20 protein-coding genes are annotated in these 17,838 nt (G+C 72.9%); 7 read left to right on the plus strand and 13 right to left on the minus strand.

Going from position 1 to position 17,838, the window contains the following annotated elements:
• A partial coding sequence (locus tag NUV38_RS16370) for a hypothetical protein (RefSeq protein ID WP_257730136.1) occupies positions 1-957 on the plus strand: 957 nt, incomplete at its 5' end.
• Here NUV38_RS16370 and NUV38_RS16375 read toward each other — a convergent pair.
• Positions 899-1,507 (minus strand): 4'-phosphopantetheinyl transferase superfamily protein, encoded by a 609-nt coding sequence (locus NUV38_RS16375; protein WP_257730137.1) that lies wholly within the window; start codon positions 1,505-1,507, stop codon positions 899-901. The two genes, NUV38_RS16370 and NUV38_RS16375, sit on opposite strands and share 59 nt — an antisense overlap.
• Positions 1,508-1,525: 18 nt before the next feature.
• Positions 1,526-2,029, minus strand: a complete 504-nt coding sequence (locus tag NUV38_RS16380; RefSeq protein ID WP_257730138.1) for a MarR family winged helix-turn-helix transcriptional regulator — start codon at positions 2,027-2,029, stop codon at positions 1,526-1,528.
• 110 nt (positions 2,030-2,139) lie between these two features.
• On the opposite strand from NUV38_RS16380, the gene NUV38_RS16385 reads away from it, so the two are divergent.
• Both NUV38_RS16385 and NUV38_RS16390 read left to right on the plus strand, forming a co-directional pair.
• Positions 2,140-2,799 (plus strand): FMN-dependent NADH-azoreductase, encoded by a 660-nt coding sequence (locus NUV38_RS16385; protein ID WP_257730139.1) that lies wholly within the window; start codon positions 2,140-2,142, stop codon positions 2,797-2,799.
• A gap of 49 nt (positions 2,800-2,848) precedes the next feature.
• A complete protein-coding gene (locus NUV38_RS16390; protein ID WP_257730140.1) occupies positions 2,849-4,066 on the plus strand; it encodes an MFS transporter in 1,218 nt (405 codons plus the stop codon).
• Here the strand turns inward: NUV38_RS16390 and erm are convergent.
• Positions 4,063-4,836 (minus strand): 23S ribosomal RNA methyltransferase Erm, encoded by a 774-nt coding sequence (erm, locus tag NUV38_RS16395; protein ID WP_257730141.1) that lies wholly within the window; start codon positions 4,834-4,836, stop codon positions 4,063-4,065. The two genes, NUV38_RS16390 and erm, sit on opposite strands and share 4 nt — an antisense overlap.
• 270 nt (positions 4,837-5,106) lie before the next feature.
• Between erm and NUV38_RS16400 the strand changes: the two genes are divergently transcribed.
• Entirely contained in the window at positions 5,107-6,552 is a 1,446-nt protein-coding gene (locus NUV38_RS16400; RefSeq protein ID WP_257730142.1) for an MFS transporter, read from the plus strand.
• On the opposite strand, the gene NUV38_RS16405 is transcribed toward NUV38_RS16400, so the two are convergent.
• Positions 6,539-6,922, minus strand: coding sequence for a hypothetical protein (locus NUV38_RS16405; protein WP_257730143.1), 384 nt, complete (start codon positions 6,920-6,922; stop codon positions 6,539-6,541). The two genes, NUV38_RS16400 and NUV38_RS16405, sit on opposite strands and share 14 nt — an antisense overlap.
• A gap of 1 nt (position 6,923) precedes the next feature.
• Entirely contained in the window at positions 6,924-8,321 is a 1,398-nt protein-coding gene (dnaB, locus tag NUV38_RS16410; RefSeq protein ID WP_200931213.1) for a replicative DNA helicase, read from the minus strand.
• A 434-nt stretch (positions 8,322-8,755) separates the two neighbouring features.
• Between dnaB and NUV38_RS16415 the strand changes: the two genes are divergently transcribed.
• Positions 8,756-10,063, plus strand: a complete 1,308-nt coding sequence (locus NUV38_RS16415) for an MATE family efflux transporter (protein ID WP_257730144.1) — start codon at positions 8,756-8,758, stop codon at positions 10,061-10,063.
• Positions 10,064-10,082: 19 nt separating this feature from the next.
• On the opposite strand, the gene NUV38_RS16420 is transcribed toward NUV38_RS16415, so the two are convergent.
• From NUV38_RS16420 to rpsF, 6 genes are all read right to left on the minus strand, one after another.
• Positions 10,083-10,901: a siderophore-interacting protein gene (locus tag NUV38_RS16420; protein WP_257730145.1), complete on the minus strand. Its 819-nt coding sequence runs from the start codon at positions 10,899-10,901 to the stop codon at positions 10,083-10,085.
• A gap of 23 nt (positions 10,902-10,924) precedes the next feature.
• A complete protein-coding gene (locus tag NUV38_RS16425) occupies positions 10,925-12,613 on the minus strand; it encodes an ABC transporter family substrate-binding protein (protein WP_257730146.1) in 1,689 nt (562 codons plus the stop codon).
• Between the two features lie 68 nt (positions 12,614-12,681).
• Positions 12,682-13,128: a 50S ribosomal protein L9 gene (gene rplI / locus NUV38_RS16430; protein ID WP_257730147.1), complete on the minus strand. Its 447-nt coding sequence runs from the start codon at positions 13,126-13,128 to the stop codon at positions 12,682-12,684.
• A 15-nt stretch (positions 13,129-13,143) separates the two neighbouring features.
• Positions 13,144-13,380 carry a 30S ribosomal protein S18 gene (gene rpsR, locus NUV38_RS16435; protein WP_055962368.1) on the minus strand — a complete coding sequence of 79 codons (237 nt, stop codon included), beginning with the start codon at positions 13,378-13,380 and terminating at the stop codon, positions 13,144-13,146.
• Positions 13,381-13,422: 42 nt separating this feature from the next.
• A complete protein-coding gene (locus tag NUV38_RS16440; protein WP_257730148.1) occupies positions 13,423-13,980 on the minus strand; it encodes a single-stranded DNA-binding protein in 558 nt (185 codons plus the stop codon).
• A 113-nt stretch (positions 13,981-14,093) separates the two neighbouring features.
• Positions 14,094-14,384 (minus strand): 30S ribosomal protein S6, encoded by a 291-nt coding sequence (gene rpsF, locus NUV38_RS16445; protein WP_055962375.1) that lies wholly within the window; start codon positions 14,382-14,384, stop codon positions 14,094-14,096.
• 181 nt (positions 14,385-14,565) lie between these two features.
• Between rpsF and NUV38_RS16450 the strand changes: the two genes are divergently transcribed.
• Positions 14,566-15,174 (plus strand): MOSC domain-containing protein, encoded by a 609-nt coding sequence (locus NUV38_RS16450; RefSeq protein ID WP_257730149.1) that lies wholly within the window; start codon positions 14,566-14,568, stop codon positions 15,172-15,174.
• A gap of 13 nt (positions 15,175-15,187) precedes the next feature.
• Here the strand turns inward: NUV38_RS16450 and NUV38_RS16455 are convergent, their stop codons facing one another.
• Together NUV38_RS16455 and NUV38_RS16460 are read right to left on the minus strand one after the other, a co-directional pair.
• Positions 15,188-15,526 carry an MGMT family protein gene (locus tag NUV38_RS16455; RefSeq protein ID WP_257730150.1) on the minus strand — a complete coding sequence of 113 codons (339 nt, stop codon included), beginning with the start codon at positions 15,524-15,526 and terminating at the stop codon, positions 15,188-15,190.
• A gap of 56 nt (positions 15,527-15,582) precedes the next feature.
• Positions 15,583-16,962 (minus strand): PLP-dependent aminotransferase family protein, encoded by a 1,380-nt coding sequence (locus NUV38_RS16460; protein WP_257730151.1) that lies wholly within the window; start codon positions 16,960-16,962, stop codon positions 15,583-15,585.
• Between the two features lie 55 nt (positions 16,963-17,017).
• Between NUV38_RS16460 and NUV38_RS16465 the strand changes: the two genes are divergently transcribed.
• Positions 17,018-17,704, plus strand: coding sequence for a pyridoxamine 5'-phosphate oxidase family protein (locus NUV38_RS16465; RefSeq protein ID WP_257730152.1), 687 nt, complete (start codon positions 17,018-17,020; stop codon positions 17,702-17,704).
• The last annotated feature ends 134 nt before the right edge of the window (positions 17,705-17,838 follow it).

The raw sequence follows: 17,838 nt of genomic DNA on the forward strand, positions 1-17,838 counted from the left end.
CGCACGGCCGGGGCCACGGTGCTGCGCGCTCCCGAGGCCGACCCGCGCGCCGCTCCCGACGTGGTGGCGGCGCTGCGCGAGCGGCCGAAGGCCGCGGTGATCGGCCTCGGTCGTCCGTTCCGCCACGGACTCGGGTACCAGGTGATGGCCGTCCGCCGGAACCTGGAGCAGCCCGGCGGCGGGCTGCTCGCCTTCCCCGGCCGGCACGTCGTCGCGCTCTACGGCCACCCCGGTACCCCGTCGCTCGGCCTGCTCGGCGAGCAGGGAGTGGGTGCCACCGTGAAGCGTGCCGAACGGGTCGCCGACCGCTACCGCGCGCAGACGAAGACGAGGATCGTCCCCGCACTGGAGATCATCGCGACCGTCGCGTCGGCCTCCAAGGGCAAGGACGGCGACTACTCCGCCGAGGCCGACGTGGAGGACCTGCTGCCACTCGTGCGCGCCGCCGAGAAGGCCGGGCAGTACGTGGTGATCGACCTGCAGCCGGGTCGGACCGACTTCCTGACCCAGGCCAAGCGCTACCGGTCGCTGCTGCTGCGACCGCACGTGGGCCTGGCGCTCGACCCGGAGTGGCGGCTGAAGAAGGGCCAGAAGCACCTGCGCCAGATCGGGTCCGTGAAGGCGTCCGAGGTCAACCGCGTCTCCGCGTGGCTCTCGCGGCTGACCCGCGAGCAGCGGCTGCCGCAGAAGCTCTTCGTGCTGCACCAGTTCTCGACGTCGATGATCACGGATCGCGCGAAGGTCGTGACCACCCACCCGGAGCTCGCCACCGTCATCCACGTCGACGGTCAGGGCACCCCTGCCGCCAAGAAGGGCACCTGGGCGACCATCCGCCGCGGCGCACCGGACGGCGTGCACTGGGGCTGGAAGAACTTCCACGACGAGGACGAGCCGATGCTCACGGCCCGGCAGACCTGGAACGTACGACCACGTCCGGACCTCGTGACGTACCAGTGACGGCCAGGGAGGCCACCACGCCCGCGGGCACCCCGTGCGCGGGGCCGAGGTCGACCAGGTGGACCGGCCGCGGGTCGGCGACGTCGACGACCGACCACGAGACGAGCTCTGCAGGGTCGTGGGCCCCGGACACCGCCAGCTCGGACGGGTCCACCGCGAGCCCGACGCCGACCGCCTTCAGCACGGCCTCCTTGCGGGTCCACGTGCGCAGCAGTTCCGACGGGGTCGGTGCGGGGGCGTCGCGAGGGCCGAGGGCGACGTCGGCCAGGTGCTCGACGTCGGTGCCGAGCAGTTCCAGGTCGACGCCGACCCGGGCTCCCTGCACGACCGCGACGAGGGCAAGCCCGCCGGCGTGCGCCAGCGACAGACCCAGGGCGGGCTCGCCAGGAGACACCGGCCGCCCGTGGCTGCTCGACCCACAGGACGGGCACGTCCGTACGACCTCCACGCCGGGGCGGCCGAGTCGCTCCGCCGCCGCGCGCTCCAGCAGCTGCTGACCCGGACGCTGCTCGCCCGGGGCGACGGCGGCCCACCAGAGATCGACGCGCACGGCGTCAGCGTAGGGCGCTCAGCAGGCCGGCGGCTCGGCCGAGCAGATCGAGTGGTCAGCAGGGGCGTCGGCCGCCACGCGGGCCAGCAGCGACCGGAACACGTCGGCCTCGTCGCCCGACAGACCGGCGAGCACGCTGCCCTCGACCTCCTGGATGCGATCGGTCGTCTCGCGCAGGACCTTCTCGCCCTCGGACCGCAGCACGACCTGACGGGCTCGTCGGTCGGCGGGGTCCGGACGGCGCTCCACCAGGCCGGCGCGCTCGAGGTCGTCGACCAGGTAGGTCATGACGGTGCGGTCGATGCCGAGGCTGGCCGCGAGCGTGGCCTGGTTGCTGCGCTCCCCCTGACCGGCGAGCGAGAGCACCTGGAACCCTCGCGGTCCCCCGGGGAGCTCGGCCACGGCGTCGTGCGCCGCATCGAGGTAGCGCCGCAGCACCGCTCCGAGGGCCTGACCGAGATCGACCCGCGCAGGGGCGGTGGCGTCCTCGCGCTCCCGTGCGGTGGCGGTGGTCTCGGTCATGGCTCCATCCTAGCGCGACCTGCGTCCGTGACGATCATCACGAATGACGATCATCGTTTAGATATATGATCTGTTGGACAGACGATCTCTTCCGACTTCAGGAGCACCCCATGACCACCATCTTCCGGCTGGACTCCAGCATCCGCGTCGAGGGCTCGACGAGCCGCGCCGTCGCCGACACCCTCGAGGCCGCCATCGTCGAGGCCGAGGGCGACGGGGTCACCGTCACCCGACGCGACGTCGGCACGCAGCCGCTCGACGGCTCGCTCTGGGCCACCTCCGCCTTCGCGGGCTTCGTGCCCGAGGAGTCGTGGACGCCCGAGCAGCGCGCGGCCCGGGCGCAGGCAGCACAGCTCGCCGACGAGGTCGTGGAGGCCGACGTCCTGGTCATCGCCACACCGCTCTACAACTTCGGCGTCTCGGCCCACCTCAAGCTCTGGATCGACACCCTCATCTCCGACCCGCGCTTCGCGCCCGGTACCGAGACGGTGAAGGGCAAGCCGGCCTTCCTCGTCGTCGCGAAGGGCGGCGGCTACGGCGAGGGGACCCCCCGCGCCGGCTGGGACCACGCGACGGCCTACCTGCGCCGCATCCTCGAGGACGTGTGGGGCCTCGACCTCGACGTCATCGAGACCGAGCTGACGCTCGCCGAGGTGACGCCGCAGATGGCCGAGCTCCGCGACCTCGCCCGCGAGCAGCTGGCCGAGTCGCACGAGGCCGCGCGCGCGAGCGGTCGGTCGGTGACGCTCAAGCTCCGGTCGGCGGCCTGACGCTGCGAGCGGGACCGGGCGACCCCCGCCCGGTCCTACGCTGACGCTCGTGGACCGAGCTCGCGTCGCCGTCAGCACTGGATTCCTGCTCCAGGGCTTCACCTTCGCCGCGATCGTCACCCAGACGCCGCGTCAGCAGGACCGGTTCGGCCTGGACGAGGCGGACGTGACGCTGATCCTCGTGGTCGTCGCGGCGATCGCCGGTCTCGGCAGCGTGCTCGCCGGGATCCTCGCGACGCGACGGTCCAGTGCGGCGGCGCTCACCACGTCGCTCGTCGGCATCGGCGTGGGAGCGGCGGCCATCGGCTGGGCGCCGAGCTATCCGCTCCTGCTCGCGGGGTTCGTGGTCTACGGGACCGCGCTGGGCGGGGTGGACGCCACGATGAACATGCAGGGCGTCCGCGTGGAGGGCCTGCGCGGTCGCAGCATGATGACGGGGTTCCACGCGTGCTGGAGCATCGGCGGCATCGTGGGCGCCGGGTACGCGGCCCTGGCCTCGCGGCTCGACGTCTCGGTCGCCGCGAACCTGACCGTGGCGGCGATCCTCGTCGCCGCCGCCGCCCTGGTCGTGCGGCGCGACCTGGCCGTCGACGCTCCGGGCAGCCACGTCGAGGACCTCGTCATGGCCACGACGGTCCACGTGCCGTGGCGGCCGGTGCTGCTGTTCGGCCTGGTGATCTGCCTGTTCTACGCCGCCGACACCGGCACGGGGACGTGGAGCAGCGTGTACCTCGAGGACGCGATGGACGCCTCGGCCGGGCTCGTCCCGCTCGGCTACGCCGCCTACCAGGCGGGCGCGCTGGTCTCCCGTCTCCTCGGCGACCACCTGGTGCGTCGGGCGGGGGCGGCACCGGTGGTCGCCGCCGGGACGGCGCTCGGGCTCGTGGGCTACGTCGCCGTCCTCGTCGCACCGACGGCGGTGGCCGCGGTGGTGGCCTTCTTCGTGGTCGGCCTCGGGCTCGCGGTCGTCGCGCCGCTGGGCTTCGCCGCGCTCGGCGCCGCCGTGCCACCCGAGGCAGCCGACGCGGCGATCGCCCGGATGAACATCGCCAACTACGTGGGGGCGATCCTCGGTGGCGGGCTCATCGGCGCGGTGGCCGAGGGTGGTGGTCTGCGCTGGGCCTTCGTCGTGCCACTGGTGCTGGTGGCACCGATCCTGCTGCTGGCGCGCTCGTTCGGCCGGGCCGATCCCGCGGCGCGGCGACCCGCCGACCAGACCTCCCCCGACCCGACCTCGCCCGGCCCGACCACCACCGATCCCGCCTAGCCCGACGCCGACCGCCACAACGTCGCCCACTCCCCGGGGCCGACGTCGCGCGGGAGCCCCCTCGGGTCCACCCCGGCGCCGACGCACCACCGTCGGGTCGTCGCGACCGGTGTCGACGTGGTGCGCGCCAGCACCTCGGCGAGCCCACGCCCACGACCGGTGAACACGCGTCGCACCAGCTCGGCGTAGCGCCGCTGGTCCGTCGGGGGGACCAACGGCTCCGGTCGGCGACGCACCACGAGCAGCCCACCGTCGACGCTCGGGCGGGGCCGGAACGCAGCGGCCGGGACCCGGTCGTGCAACGCGAAGGTGAACCATGGGGCCGTCTGGGCCGTCATCATGGTCGACCCACCCACGCCGGCCCGCTTGCGAGCGACCTCCCACTGCACGAGCAGGACGGCGTCGGTCCAGGCGGGCGCCGCCAGGACCTTCCGCAGCAACGGGGTGGTGAGGTGGAAGGGCAGGTTGCCGACCACCACGCGGGTCCGAGGTCCGAACCGGTGCCGGGTGGCGTCGGCGTGCACCACCTCCACACCCGGCAGCGCTCGACGGAGCTCGACGACCCGGTGCTCGTCGAGCTCCACGGCGGTGAGGGGCCGACCGAGGTCGGCGAGGGGACGGGTCAGGGCACCGCGTCCGGCGCCGATCTCGAGGATCGGCCCGCGGGTGCGGCGCACGAGCCGGATGATCGCCTCGACGGTGCGAGGGTCGTGCAGGTCGTTCTGGCCGAGCTCGGCTCGGCCACCGTGCTGGGAACGGTGAGTGGGCATGCGTGAACGCTCCGTGGCGTCGTCGGGTCAGGACGCTTGCGGCGGCGCGTACGTGCGACGGTGTCGAGCAGCGGCGCCGTCAGGCGCGGCGCTCGCGGACCGTGCGGGTGGCGGCCACCATGGCCGCTCCGATCAGGGTTCCCATGGCGACCATCGTGCCAGACGTTCCGGGTGGCGGCCGTGGCCCGTCGTCACCACGCGCCCGGTAACCTCGCAGGGTTGCGATCCGCAACCACTCCCGACCCACTTGAAGACCCGGAGGACCCGCCCGTGACGACGCCGCGCCGACGTCAGCTCGTCACGTTCACCGTCCTCACGATCGCCGTCGCCTCGTTCACGCTCCTGCAGTCGCTCATCATCCCGGTGCTGCCGCTGATCCAGGACCACTTCGACACCACCCAGAGCACCAGCACCTGGGTGCTCACCGCCTACCTGCTGTCGGCGTCGGTCTGCACGCCGCTGCTCGGTCGCATCGGTGACGCGTACGGCAAGAAGCGGATGATGGTCATCGTCCTCGTGGCGCTGGCCATCGGTTCGCTCATGGCGGCGCTCGCGCCCAGCATCGGCTGGCTGCTCGTGGCCCGCGTGGTGCAGGGACTCGGCGGCGGCGTGCTGCCGCTCTCCTTCGGCATCATCCGCGACGAGTTCGACGACCAGCGCCGCGGACGTGCGCTCAGCATCATCGCCTCCCTGGCCGCCGTGGGCTTCGGCGTCGGCATCGTCCTCGGCGGCCCCATCGTCGAGGTGCTCGGCTACGCGTGGCTGTTCTGGCTGCCGATGATCGCGACCGCCCTCGCGGCGCTCGGCGCAGCGTTCCTCGTGCCGGAGTCACCGGTCCTCACCCCCGGTGGCATCCCGGCGACGCCGGCGGTCCTGCTCGCCGCCTGGCTCGTCTGCCTGCTGCTGCCGGTCAGCCAGGGGAACGTGTGGGGCTGGACGTCGTGGCCCGTGCTCCTGCTCCCGGTGCTGGCGGTGGTCCTGCTCGTCGCCTGGGTGGTGGTCGAGCTGCGGGCCGACGTGCCACTCATCGACATGGCGATGATGCGCCGGCGCGGTGTCTGGACCGCCAACCTGGTGGCGGCCGGCGTCGGCTTCGGCATGTTCGCGGCCTTCGGCTTCCTCCCGCAGCTGCTGCAGACCCCCACCGAGGCCGGGTACGGGTTCGGGGCCACGACCACCGAGTCCGGTCGGCTCATCGCACCGTCGGCGCTGGCCTCGTTCCTCGTCGGGTTCGTCACGGCCCAGCTCGTGGCCCGCCTCGGCGCCCGGACCGTGATCCTCACCGGCACGCTGCTCAACGGCCTCGCGTTCGCGTCGATCGCCCTGTTCCACGACCAGACCTGGCAGCTCTACGCGGCGATCACCGTGCAGGGCATCGGTGGCGGTCTGGTGTTCTCGAGCCTGGCCAACGTCGTCATCGCGTCCGTCCCGGCGCACCAGACCGGGGTGGCGAGCGGCATGAACGCCAACATCCGCACCATCGGCGGATCCATCGGGTCCGCCGTCATGGCGGCCATCGTGACGAGCAGCACCGGCGTCGGCGGGTTCCCGCTCGAACGCGGCTACACCGTCGGCTTCCTGGTGCTCGCCGCCGCGATGTTCGTGGCAGCCCTGGCCTCGCTGCGGATCCCCGACATCCGCGCCGTGGACCAGCAGACGGTCGAGGGCTCCACCGCCCTCGCCGACGCGTCACCGGTCGCCGTCACGTCGCGCTGAGCTCGGCCATCCGCTGCACGAGCACGGCGTACTGAGACGCCACCCGTCCCGGGTCGGCCGGGCGCGCCACCGTGGTGCCACCGGAGACGATCTCGTGGGGCGCGAACTGCTCGCGGGTGAGGTCGACCTCCGAGCCGTCGGGCAGACGGTTCCACCAGTGGAAGTCGACGCGCTCGCCGTCGACGTGCACCTCGCCCCTGACGAGCTCGCCGCCCAGGCGGTCGTGGACCACCAGGACTGTGGTGATGCACTGCCCCCGGGCGGGGTTGCCCGGGTGCCACGCCGACCGGTCCTCCGGGGCGCAGGTGTCCGGACCCCAGGCGCGACGCAGCGCACCGGCCAGCTCAGCGACACCCGCCGGGGCCGTCATGTCAGCCGCCGTAGAACTCGCCTGCGGCGGCGCCGGGCGACGGCTCGGCGTCGCGCGCCATCGGGGTGAAGCGCGAGTAGTGGCCCTGGAAGCTGACGGCGACCTTGTTGGTCGGTCCGGAACGGTTCTTGGCCACGATGATGTCGGCCTCGCCGGGCCGCTCGGACTCGCCGGCGCTCGTGGCGTCGGGCCGGTTGATGAGGAAGACCATGTCGGCGTCCTGCTCGATCGAGCCGGACTCGCGCAGGTCGGAGATCTGCGGGGTCTTGTCGGTGCGCTGCTCCGAGCCACGGTTCAGCTGGCTGATGGCGATGACCGGGACGTTGATCTCCTTGGCCAGCAGCTTGATCTGGCGGCTGAACTCCGAGACCTCGACCTGGCGGTTCTCGACCTTCTTGCCCGACGTCATGAGCTGCAGGTAGTCGATGACGATGAGCCCCAGCTTGCCGTCGGCCGCCTTCTGGATGCGCCGGGCCTTCGACCGGATCTCGGGCATCGTCATGTTGGGCGAGTCGTCGATGGTGATCGGCGCACCCTGCACGCGCGGCATGACCCGGCTGACCGAGTCCCAGTCGCGGTCGGTCATGCCGCCGCCGCGCATGTGGTGGATGGCCACCTTGGCCTCGGCCGAGAGCAGACGCATGGCGATCTCGGCGCCCGACATCTCCAGGCTGAAGATGGCCGACGGGACGTTGTTCTTGATGGAGGCGGCGCGGCAGAAGTCGAGCCCGAGGGTGCTCTTGCCGACGCCGGGCCGGGCGGCGACGACGATCATCTGGCCGCCACGGAAGCCGGTGGTGAGCTTGTCGAGGTCGGGGAACCCCGACTCCAGGCCGGCCATGTCGCCGTCGCGGCTCTGGATGTCGTCGATCTCCTGGATGGTCTGCGCCATCAGCTCGGAGATGACCCGGTAGTCGTCGGTGCCGCTGCTGCCGTCGACGTCGAGCACCTCGGCCTGCGCGCGGTCGACGATCTCGGCGATCTCGCCGGTCTCGGCCCAGCCGAGGCCGGCGATCTTCTGGCCGACCTCGATGAGGCGGCGCAGGATGGCCTTCTCGCGGACGATCTCGGCGTAGTAGTCGACGTTGGAGGCGATGGGCACACCGGCCACGAGCGTGTGCAGGTACGGGGCGCCGCCCACGCGGGTGAGGTCGCCGCGTCGCTGCAGCTCGGCGGAGACCGTGATGGCGTCGGCGGGCTCGCCGCGCTGGGCGAGGTCGACGATCGTCTCGAAGATGGCCTCGTGGGCGGGGCGGTAGAAGTCGCGGCCCTCGAGGAGGTCGGCCGCCGGGTCGATCGCCATCTTGCTGAGCAGCATGGCGCCCAGGACGCTCTGCTCGGCCGGGAGGTCCTGCGGCGGGACGCGTCCGGCGGGGACGTCGTCGGGCTCAGGCCCCATCGCGTGCAGATCGGCGACAGTCACCGGCATCCTTCCTCTCTTCGCCCACCCCACGGTAGGTCGGACCTCGGACACCGCCGCCCCGTTCACGGGTGCACGGCCTCGTCGGCCGGACGGGTCCCTCCCTCGGCACGTCTGCCGACGCGTCAGACTAGGGGCCCGACGGGGTCGGATCAAAGTGCGCGCTGCACAGCGGCTGGGGACAACCCTGGGGAGAGTGTGGAAAACGCCGCACACGCTGTGCACAGCCAGTGGACGACACTGTGGACGAACGGGGGACAACTATGGGCATCATGGCTCTGACCTGCAGCGATGCGATACACACAGTGTGGAGCCGGAATACTTTCCCGACACGTTCCGTGCACCTGCGTGTTGCGTCGACATGTCGACAGAACCCCGTCCTCCCCACGAAATCCACAGGCTGAGGACGCGAAGTGAACAAGTTTGGTGAACAAGATCGACGCATCGTCGCGGTCGCCGTCCCCGCCTTCTTCGCGCTCGTCAGCGAGCCCCTCATGCTGCTCGCCGACACGGCGATCGTCGGTCGGCTCGGCACCTCCGAGCTGGGTGGACTGGCGGTCGCCTCCAGCGTGCTGCTCACGGTCGTCGGGCTCTGCGTGTTCCTCGCGTACGGCAGCACCGCCACCGTGGGCCGGCTGCACGGTGCGGGGCAGGTCCGTGCGGCCTACGACGGAGCGGCCGGCGGCCTCTGGCTGGCCGTCGGCCTCGGCGTGGTGCTGGGCGCGCTCGTCGCCGCCACGCGCGGACCTGTCTCAGGAGCCCTCGGGAGCTCGCGCGACGTCGAGGGGCTCGCCAGCACCTACCTGCTCATCTCGGCGAGCGCCGTCCCGGCCATGCTCCTGGTGCTCGCCGCCACCGGCGCCCTTCGCGGCGTCCTGGACCTGCGGACGCCACTGCTGGTGACCGTGCTCGCGAACGTGCTCAACGTGGTGCTGAGCCTCGTGCTGGTGCACGGCCTCGACCTGGGCATCGCCGGCGCCGCCGTGGGCACGGCCGTCGCGCAGTGGGTGGCGGCCGGCTGGCTGGTGCTCGTGGTGGTCCGCCGCGCCCGCGCCGCGGGGTCCTCGGGGCGGCCGAACGTGGCCGGGGTCGTGGCTGCGGCACGCGACGGAGTCCCCCTCCTGGCGCGGACCGCCACCTTGCGTGCTGCCCTGCTGCTCGGCACCGCGGTGGCCGCCACCTTCGGCGACGCTCCGCTCGCGGCCCACCAGATCGCGACCTCCCTGGTCTCGTTCCTCGCCTTCGCCATGGACGCCGTCGCCATCGCGGGACAGACGCTGACCGGACGCACCCTCGGTGCGGGTGACGCCGACGGGACCCGCGCGCTCACGCGTCGCATGATCGCCTGGGGGATCGGCACCGGTCTGGCCGCCGGCGTCCTGCTGCTCGCCCTCGCGCCCTTCGTCGGCGGCTGGTTCACCCCCGACGCGGCGGTGCACGACGCCCTCGTCCCCGCGCTCGTCGTGGTCGCCGCCGTGCAGCCGATCTCCGGCGTGGTGTTCGTGCTCGACGGCGTGCTGATCGGCGCCGGTGACGGGGTCTACCTCGCCTGGGCCGGGCTCGCCGTGCTGCTCGCGTACGCACCGCTCGCCCTGCTCGCCGGGTCGCTCGGGGCCGGGCTGGCCTGGCTGTGGGCCGCCTACGGCGTGTTCCAGCTGGCCCGGCTCGTCACCCTCTGGCTCCGGCAGCGTGGAACGACCTGGATGGTGCTGGGCGCCTGAGCCCACGGTCCGTGAGGGCTCAGCGGCGCCAGTAGCCCGAGACGTCCAGGCAGTCGCGCGGGACGTGGCGGTCGGCGCGCCAGTGCGTGCGTACGTCACGCGCGGCGGTGGACTCACCAGCCATCCAGGCGTACACGTCCCCAGCCGGCCACGGCAGGGCGCGCACGGCGTCGGCCAGGAGCGTCGTGGTGCCCGGCTCGGCGTCCTCGCCGCGGTGCAGCCACGTGACGTCGACGCCCTGACCGGTCACCAGCTCCTGCTCGTCCTGCGGTCCCGCGACCTCCACCACCACCTGGGCGGGCACCCCGGGCGGCAGCTCCTCCAGGAACCGTCCGATCGCCGGCAGGGCGGTCTCGTCGCCGGCGACCACGAACGCGTCCACGCCGTGCGGGAACGCCTGCCCGATCGTGGGCCCGGCGATCCACGCCAGGTCACCCGGACGTACCCGCTCGGCCCAGCCGGCTGCCTGTCCGTGGCCGTGGCGCACGAAGTCGAGCTCGACCTCGTCGGGCGTCACGCGACGGGGCGTGTAGTCCTTGCCGAGCGGACGCACGCCCTCGGTCGTGAAGTCGAGCCCGTCGGGCCGCTGGCGCGGGAGGACGGGGCGCTCGGCGTCCGCCGGCGGCACGAAGACCTTGACGTGGTCGTCGAATCCGGGCGACGTGAAGGCGGGCAGCGTCACCGGCTGCCCGTCCGGTCCCTCCACGTCCCGTTCCCCGAGCGCCGGGCCGGCCAGCGTGAGCCGACGCATCCCCGGCGTCACGTCGTGGACGCGGACGACCTCCAGCTCGCGGAGCACCGCGAGGTGGGTGGTCGTGGTCCGTCTCAGCTTCGGCACGCCGACACCTTAGGCCGTGAGGGTCAGTCGCCGGCCCGGAAGCCCACGGTGGTCCAGTGCGGCTGCTCGAAGGAGGTGGCGCCGACGTTCACCACGCCCTCGCGCACCGCCACCACCGACGGCGTGACCGCCAGCGGCACCACGACCGCGTCCTTGCGCAGGTCGGCCTCGAGCTCGCGCAGGGCGTCGAGGAGTGCGTCCTCATCCTCGGCGTCGCGGGCCACGTTCCACGGCTTGGCCGGCGACGAGACGCCCGTGAAGTTGGAGGTGGAGGTGATCGGGCGGAACCGGTCGCGGGCGGCCTCGGCACCGAGCAGGGACGGTCCCCAGCTGAAGGTGAGCAGGTCGAAGTCGAGCGGCACGAGGACGTCGGCGGTGAAGGCGTCGGGCTCGACCGACCGGACGTCGACCGCGATGCCGACCTCCGCGAGCTGTGCGGCGATGCTCTTGGCCCGGGCGGCGATCGACGGTGAGCCACCCACCACGGGGAGGGTCAGCGTGAGCTGGTCGCCGTCCTTCGTGGCCTTCGGTGCCTCGCCGCCGGAGACCTCGTAGCCGGCCTTCTCGAGCAACGACCGGGCCTCGGCTAGGTCGCGCTTGCGTGGCTCGGCGACCTCGTCGTACCCCGCCTGCCCGGGCAGGACCAGCACGCTGTCGGCGGTGCGGGGCTCGGCCCCGACCGGGGTGGCCACGGCTGCGGCCAGCGCCTCACGGTCGAGCGCAGCCGCCACGGCCCGGCGCACCTCGACGTCGCGCAGCGCCCCGCGACCGGCGTTGAGGGTCAGGTGCGACCACTGCGAGCCACCGGCGTGCTGCACCCGGTCCTCGTCGACCTGGTCGTAGCCCTCGGCGTCGAGGGTCGCGACGTCGAGCTCGTCGGCGTCGAACGCCTCCGCTTGCACCGCGGGCTGGGCGACGCGCCACACGACCTTCGACAGCCGAGGCTCCTGGCCCCACCACCGCGGGTTGCGCTCCTGCGTGATCGTGCCGGTGGACTCGTCGACCGAGGTGACCACGAACGGTCCGTTCGACGAGATCGGCCGGTCGACGAACCCGGAGTTGAACGTCTTCGGCTTCGACGAGGCGTTGGCGGGCAGCCGCGGGTAGACGAACAGCGGCCAGTCGGGCCGGCGGTCCTCGAACTCGACCTCGTACTCGTACGGGTCGTCGTCGGTGGTGACGTCCTCGATGTCGTCCCAGCCGTCGCTGCTCGCGACCTGGTAGGCGTCGTCGCTGCCGCGCAGCGCCTTCCAGTAGGCCGTCATGTCACGGGCCGTGATGGCGGTGCCGCCCTGCCACACGGCATCGGGGTTGAGCCGGACCCGGACCGTGAAGGGATCCTCGTCGACCACCTCGACGTCGCGCGCGTAGTCGGGGTCGACCTCCCAGCCACCGTCGGCGGTGATGCGGACGGCGTTGCCGCTGGTGGGTCCCAGCAGGCGCTCGACCTCGCTGCCGGCGGCGTCGGCGTGGGCCGGGTTGAAGTTCGTGGGCTGCTCCGCGACGGCCAGCCGCAGGGTCCCGCCCGGCTCGACGTCGTCGACGTCGGCGCGCTCCCACGCCGTGCGCGTGTCGGCGGCCTGCTGCGTGGTCGCGCCGCCGGGCTGCTCGGTGTCGCCCGAGAACAACGAGCAGCCGCCGACCAGCAGGACCGAACCTGCCACGGCGGCGACGGTGCGCGTGCGGCGCTGGTGCGCGCGTCGGTGCGACATGGGGAGGGAGCTCGTGGAACGAGGACGGGGTCCGGACCGGCGCTGCCGATCCGGACCCCGACGTCGAACTACTTGGAGGCCACCACGTTGAGGCGGACCTCGGCGGTCACCTCGGGGTGGACGCGCACGGACACCTGGTGGGCGCCGAGCGACTTGATCGGGTTGCCGACCTCGATACGACGCTTGTCGACCGAGCCGCCAGCCGCCTCGAGGGCGGAGGCGATGTCGGAGACGGTGACGGCGCCGAACAGGCGGCCGCTCTCGCCGGCGCGCACCGGGACGTTGACCGGCTCGGCCTCCAGGCGACCCTTGATCTGACGGGCCTCCTCGAGGTCGTGCACGGCACGCGAGTCGCGCGCGGCCTTGATGGACTCGACCTGCTTGGCTGCGCCCTTGCTCCACCGGATGGCGTAGTTGCGGGGGAGCAGGAAGTTGCGGCCGTAGCCGTCCTTGACCTCGACGATGTCGCCGGGCTCGCCGAGGTTGGTGACCTCGTGCGTGAGGATGAGCTTCATCGGATCAGCCCTCTCTCAGCGTCCGCTGGACGTGTAGGGCAGGAGCGCCATCTCGCGGGCGTTCTTGATCGCCTTGGCGATCTGACGCTGCTCCTGCACGGACACACCGGTCACCCGGCGCGCGCGGATCTTGCCGCGGTCCGAGATGAACTTGCGCAGCAGCGCCGTGTCCTTGTAGTCGATCGTGGTGACACCGGCGGCCGCGAGCGGGTTGCTCTTCTTCTTCGGCTTCCGGATGACTGGCTTCGCCATGGTTCTCCTTGAACTGTGAATCTCAGAACGGGGTTGTGTGACTCAGAACGGGGGCTCTTCGGCAGCGGCGCCGCCGCCGCCCCAGGCGTCGTTCCCACCCTGCGGTGCGGACTGCGGCGAGGACCACGGGTTGGCGCTGCCGCCACCGGCGTTGCCGCCGCCCTGTCCGCCGCCGTAGCCACCGCCACCACCGGAGCCGCCACCGAAGTCGCCGCCGCCACCGCCGCCACCGCCACGGGAGGCCTTGGTGACCTTGGCCGTGGCGAAGCGCAGGGACGCTCCGACCTCGTAGACGTTCATCTCCACGCTGGTGCCCCGGCCGCCGTCCTGCCGCTCGTACTGACGCACGTTGAGGGCGCCGTGCACGATGACGTGCTGGCCCTTCTGCAGCGACTCGGCGACGTTCTCGGCCATCTGCCGCCACACCGAGCAGCGGATGAACAGCGGGTTGCCGTCCTTCCACTCGTTCGACTGCCGGTCGAAGGACCGGGGCGTCGAGGCGACGGTGAAGTTCGCGACCGCCGCGCCGGACGGGGTGAACTTCAGCTCGGGGTCGTCGGTGATGTTGCCGACGACGGTGATGACGGTCTCGCCTGCCATGGGACCAGCCTTTCGGTGTGGCTGTGGTTGCGGTGCTGGGTGGGGGTCGACGCCAGTCAACCCCAGGGTGCGGACAACGGCGGTGCCGTCGTCCACAGGGAGCTCGAGAGCCCTTACTTCACGTCGGGTCGGGTGACCTTCGTGCGGACGACGGACTCGTTGAGCCCGAGCTGACGGTCGAGCTCCTTGACCGTGTCCGGGGTGGCGGTCAAGTCGATGACGGCGTAGATGCCCTCGTTCTTCTTGTCGATCTCGTACGCGAGGCGGCGCTTGCCCCACACGTCGACGTTCTCCACGCTGCCGCCGTCGTTCTTGACGACGTTGAGGTAGGTGTCGAGGCTCGGAGCGACCGTGCGCTCGTCGAGATCGGGGTCGAGGATGACCATGACTTCGTAGTGACGCAACGACAAGGTGCGTCCTCCTTCGGTCTGAACGGCTACGGACGGTCCGCAGCAGGAGGTGTGCCCAGAGCGGGCAACCACGGAAGTCTAGCCGTGCCGGTGATCGCAGGCCAAATCCGGCCCGGCCCGGTCGCCCGACCCCGCCGCACCCGCTCGCGGTGGAGGTCGGCGCTAGCGTGGCGGGGTGCAGGACGCGCTACCCACCGGGTTCGAGCCGGTCGACCTCGACATCGTCGGCCTCGTCGTCTCCCCACGGCACCGCTACGACGGGCGCCCCTCCGACGGACCGAGGCCGTCCGTCGCGGAGGCCACGGGTGGAACGGAGCAGGTGTCGTCGGTGCAGGTGCGAGCGGGCAAGGGTCTGGTGGGCGACCGCTACTTCGGCACCCGGCACCGCTTCGCCGCCGTCACGTTCCTGGCCGTCGAGGAGCTGGAGCGACTGCAGCGCACCCTCGCCGTCGACCCCCTCGATCCCTTCCTCGCGCGACGCAACGTGCTCACGCGGGGCCTCGACGTCGAGTCGCTGGTGCACAGCGAGTTCACGCTCGAGGTCGGCGGGTCCCGCCTGACCTTCCGCTCGCTCACCCGGGCCAACCCGTGCGCGTGGATGGACGTGGTGCTGGCGCCGGGGGCCCACCAGGCCATGCGGGGGCACGCGGGCATCAGGTCCGAGCCGCTCGACGACGGCGAGCTGGCCGTCGGCCCGGCACGGCTCGTGGCGGTGCGGCACCTGAGCCCCGACGACGCTGCGCAGCTGCGGCGCGAGGCGCTGGCGGCGGCACGACGCGGCTGACGTCGACCCCGGCTCAGCCGCGGGCCGGCCGGACCCGCCCCTCGTCGTCCACGCGATGCCCCTCCGCCTGCAGGAGCGGGGTGGCCGCCTCGCGGTGCTGGCGGTACAGGCGGCCGTTCGTGGGCAGGACGCGCCACCACGGCAGTCCCGGGACGCGACGCAGCACGTTCGCGACCGCCTGGCCCGCTCCGGGGTGACCCGCCTCGAGGGCCACCTCGCCGTAGGTCAGCAGGTCGCCGGGCGGCAGGGCTCCCACCACGTCGGCGACGCGCTGCTGGAACGGCGTGAGCCGGTCCGGGGGATCGGCGTGCCCGCCGCCGGGCAGCGGCATGGTGGAGATGTCGGCACCCATCTGCCCAGTGAACCCCAGGGACGTCGTGGGTGCAGCCGGTGCGTGGGGCGACGGCGTCAGTGGGGTCGGGGTCGGGGCGGTGTGTCGTCGAGGCCCCGCACCAGGGCACGCAGCGCGGCGTCGAGCTCGAGGTCGCTCACGCCGCCGAAGCCGACCACCAGCCCGGTGAGCCCGGAGCTGCGGGCGTAGTCGGACAGCAGCGGGACGTCGAACCCGGCGCGTGCCGCCGCGCGGACGGCGGCCTCGGCCCGGTCCCGTGCCAGCAGCCAGGTGGAGTACATGCCGGCGCTCGGACCCGCCGGCTCGGCGTGCGGTGCGAGCGCGTCCGCGACGCGCGGCGCCCGGTCGGCGTAGACCCGTCGGGCCGAGCGCACCACGCGGTCGACGTACCCGTCGCGCAGCATCGACAGGAACGCGCGCTGGACCGGCCACGAGATGCCCTCGTGCCGCACCGCGCGGGTGGCGCGCACGGCGTCGAGCAGGTGCGGGGGCGGGACGAGCCAGCCGAGGCGCAGGCTCGGCGACACCGACTTCGAGGCGGTGCCGAGGTAGGCGACGCCGGTGCGGTCGAGCGACGCGAGGGCGGGGACGGGCGCGACGTCGTAGCGGAACTCGGAGTCGTAGTCGTCCTCGACGACCACGGCGCCCCGCTCCCTCGCCGCCGCGATCAGCGCCACGCGGTCGGCGGCGGGCAGCACGTGCCCGAGCGGGTGCTGGTGCGCGGGGGTCACGTAGGTCGCGACGACGCCCGGCGGCACGGTCGGGGTCCCGCGGCCCGGCACGTCGACCACCCCTCGCCCCGCGGAACGGACCGTCGCGACCGCCGCCCGGTATCCGGGGTCCTCGACCGCGACGGCGCCGGCGGGCAGCACGTCGAGCAGGGCGCGCAGGCCGTCAGTGGTGCCCTGCGTGACGACCACGTCGTCGGCCCCGCACTCCACGCCACGAAGCCGGCCGAGCCGCTCGGCGATCGCGGCACGGAGCTCGGGGATGCCGCAGGGGTCGCCGTAGCCGGCCGGTGGGGTGGCGGCGGCGACGTCGCGCCAGGCTCGGCTCCATCCCGCCCGGTGGCGCGGATCGATCCACGGTGTGCCGGTGTCGAGCCGCACCAGGCGCGGGCCCGTCCTCGGCGTCGCTCCCTGCGCAACGACCGCGGGCGAGGGCCGGGCCGCCGTCCCGGCGACGAAGGTGCCCGAGCCGTGGCTCGCGTCGAGCCAGCCCTCGGCGACCAGCTGCTCGTACGCCTGCGTGACCACCGAGCGCGAGACCCCGAGCTCTAGCGCGAGGGCGCGGCTCGCCGGCAGCCGCACGCCTCGCCGCAGCGTGCCAGCCGCGACGAGCCGCCGCACGTCGGCGGCGAGCTGGGCCGGCAGGGGCGTGGCGGTGGTCCGGTCGAGGTGCACCGGCAGCGCGGGCGAGCCCGGAGTGGTCTGCACGATACCGACGATAGTGGCTCTCGACGCCGGACCACTTGCTCGGCACGCTGGGGTCATGGCCGCGATCGACACGTCACCGCTCTCCCCCACCCCCCGCACGACCCTGGGTCGCTCGCGCGAGCGTGGGCTCACCGACCGTGCCGCGCTGCACGCGATCCTCGACGAGGCGCTCGTGGCGCACCTGGGCGTCGACGTCGGCGACCATCCCGTGGTCCTGCCGGTCGCCATCGCGGTCGATCCCGAGGGGCCCGACGCCGACGGCACCCTCTACGTGCACGGCTCGGTCGCCGCGCGGTGGCTGACCCGCTCGGACCGACGCACCGTCTGCGTCACGGCGACGCTGCTCGACGGGCTCGTCGTCGCGCGGTCCGGCTTCCACCACTCGATGAACTACCGCTCCGCGGTGGTGGTGGGGGAGGCGCGGGTCGTGGAGGACCCGGACGAGAAGGCGCGCGCGCTCGACCTGACCGTCGACCACGTCGTGCCCGGCCGGTCGGCCACCCTGCGCCGGCCCACCCGCAAGGAGGTCGCGGCCACCGCGGTGCTGGCCGTCCCGCTGCGCGAGGCGTCGGTGAAGGTGCGCGCCGGGGACCCGGTGGACGACGACGCCGACGTCGAGGCCGGGGCCTGGGCGGGCGTCGTGCCGCTGTCGGTCGTCGCGTCGAGCCCGGTGTCGGCGGCGGACTCGCACGACGTCGTACCGACCGATGTCGCCGACCGGGCCGCGCGGCTCGGGTCCTGACCCGCACTCACCATCGTTCTCCCCCACTCACCACGGGATGCATCCGCAGGTGGGTGGGGGAGAACCATGGTGGGTTCGTGATTCCCATGGCGGGGCCGCATCGTGGGTGCAACACCAGACTGGATGGGTGTTGA

Origin of the sequence: Aeromicrobium sp. 50.2.37, from assembly GCF_024655735.1 — a bacterium.
Taxonomy (GTDB): domain Bacteria; phylum Actinomycetota; class Actinomycetes; order Propionibacteriales; family Nocardioidaceae; genus Aeromicrobium.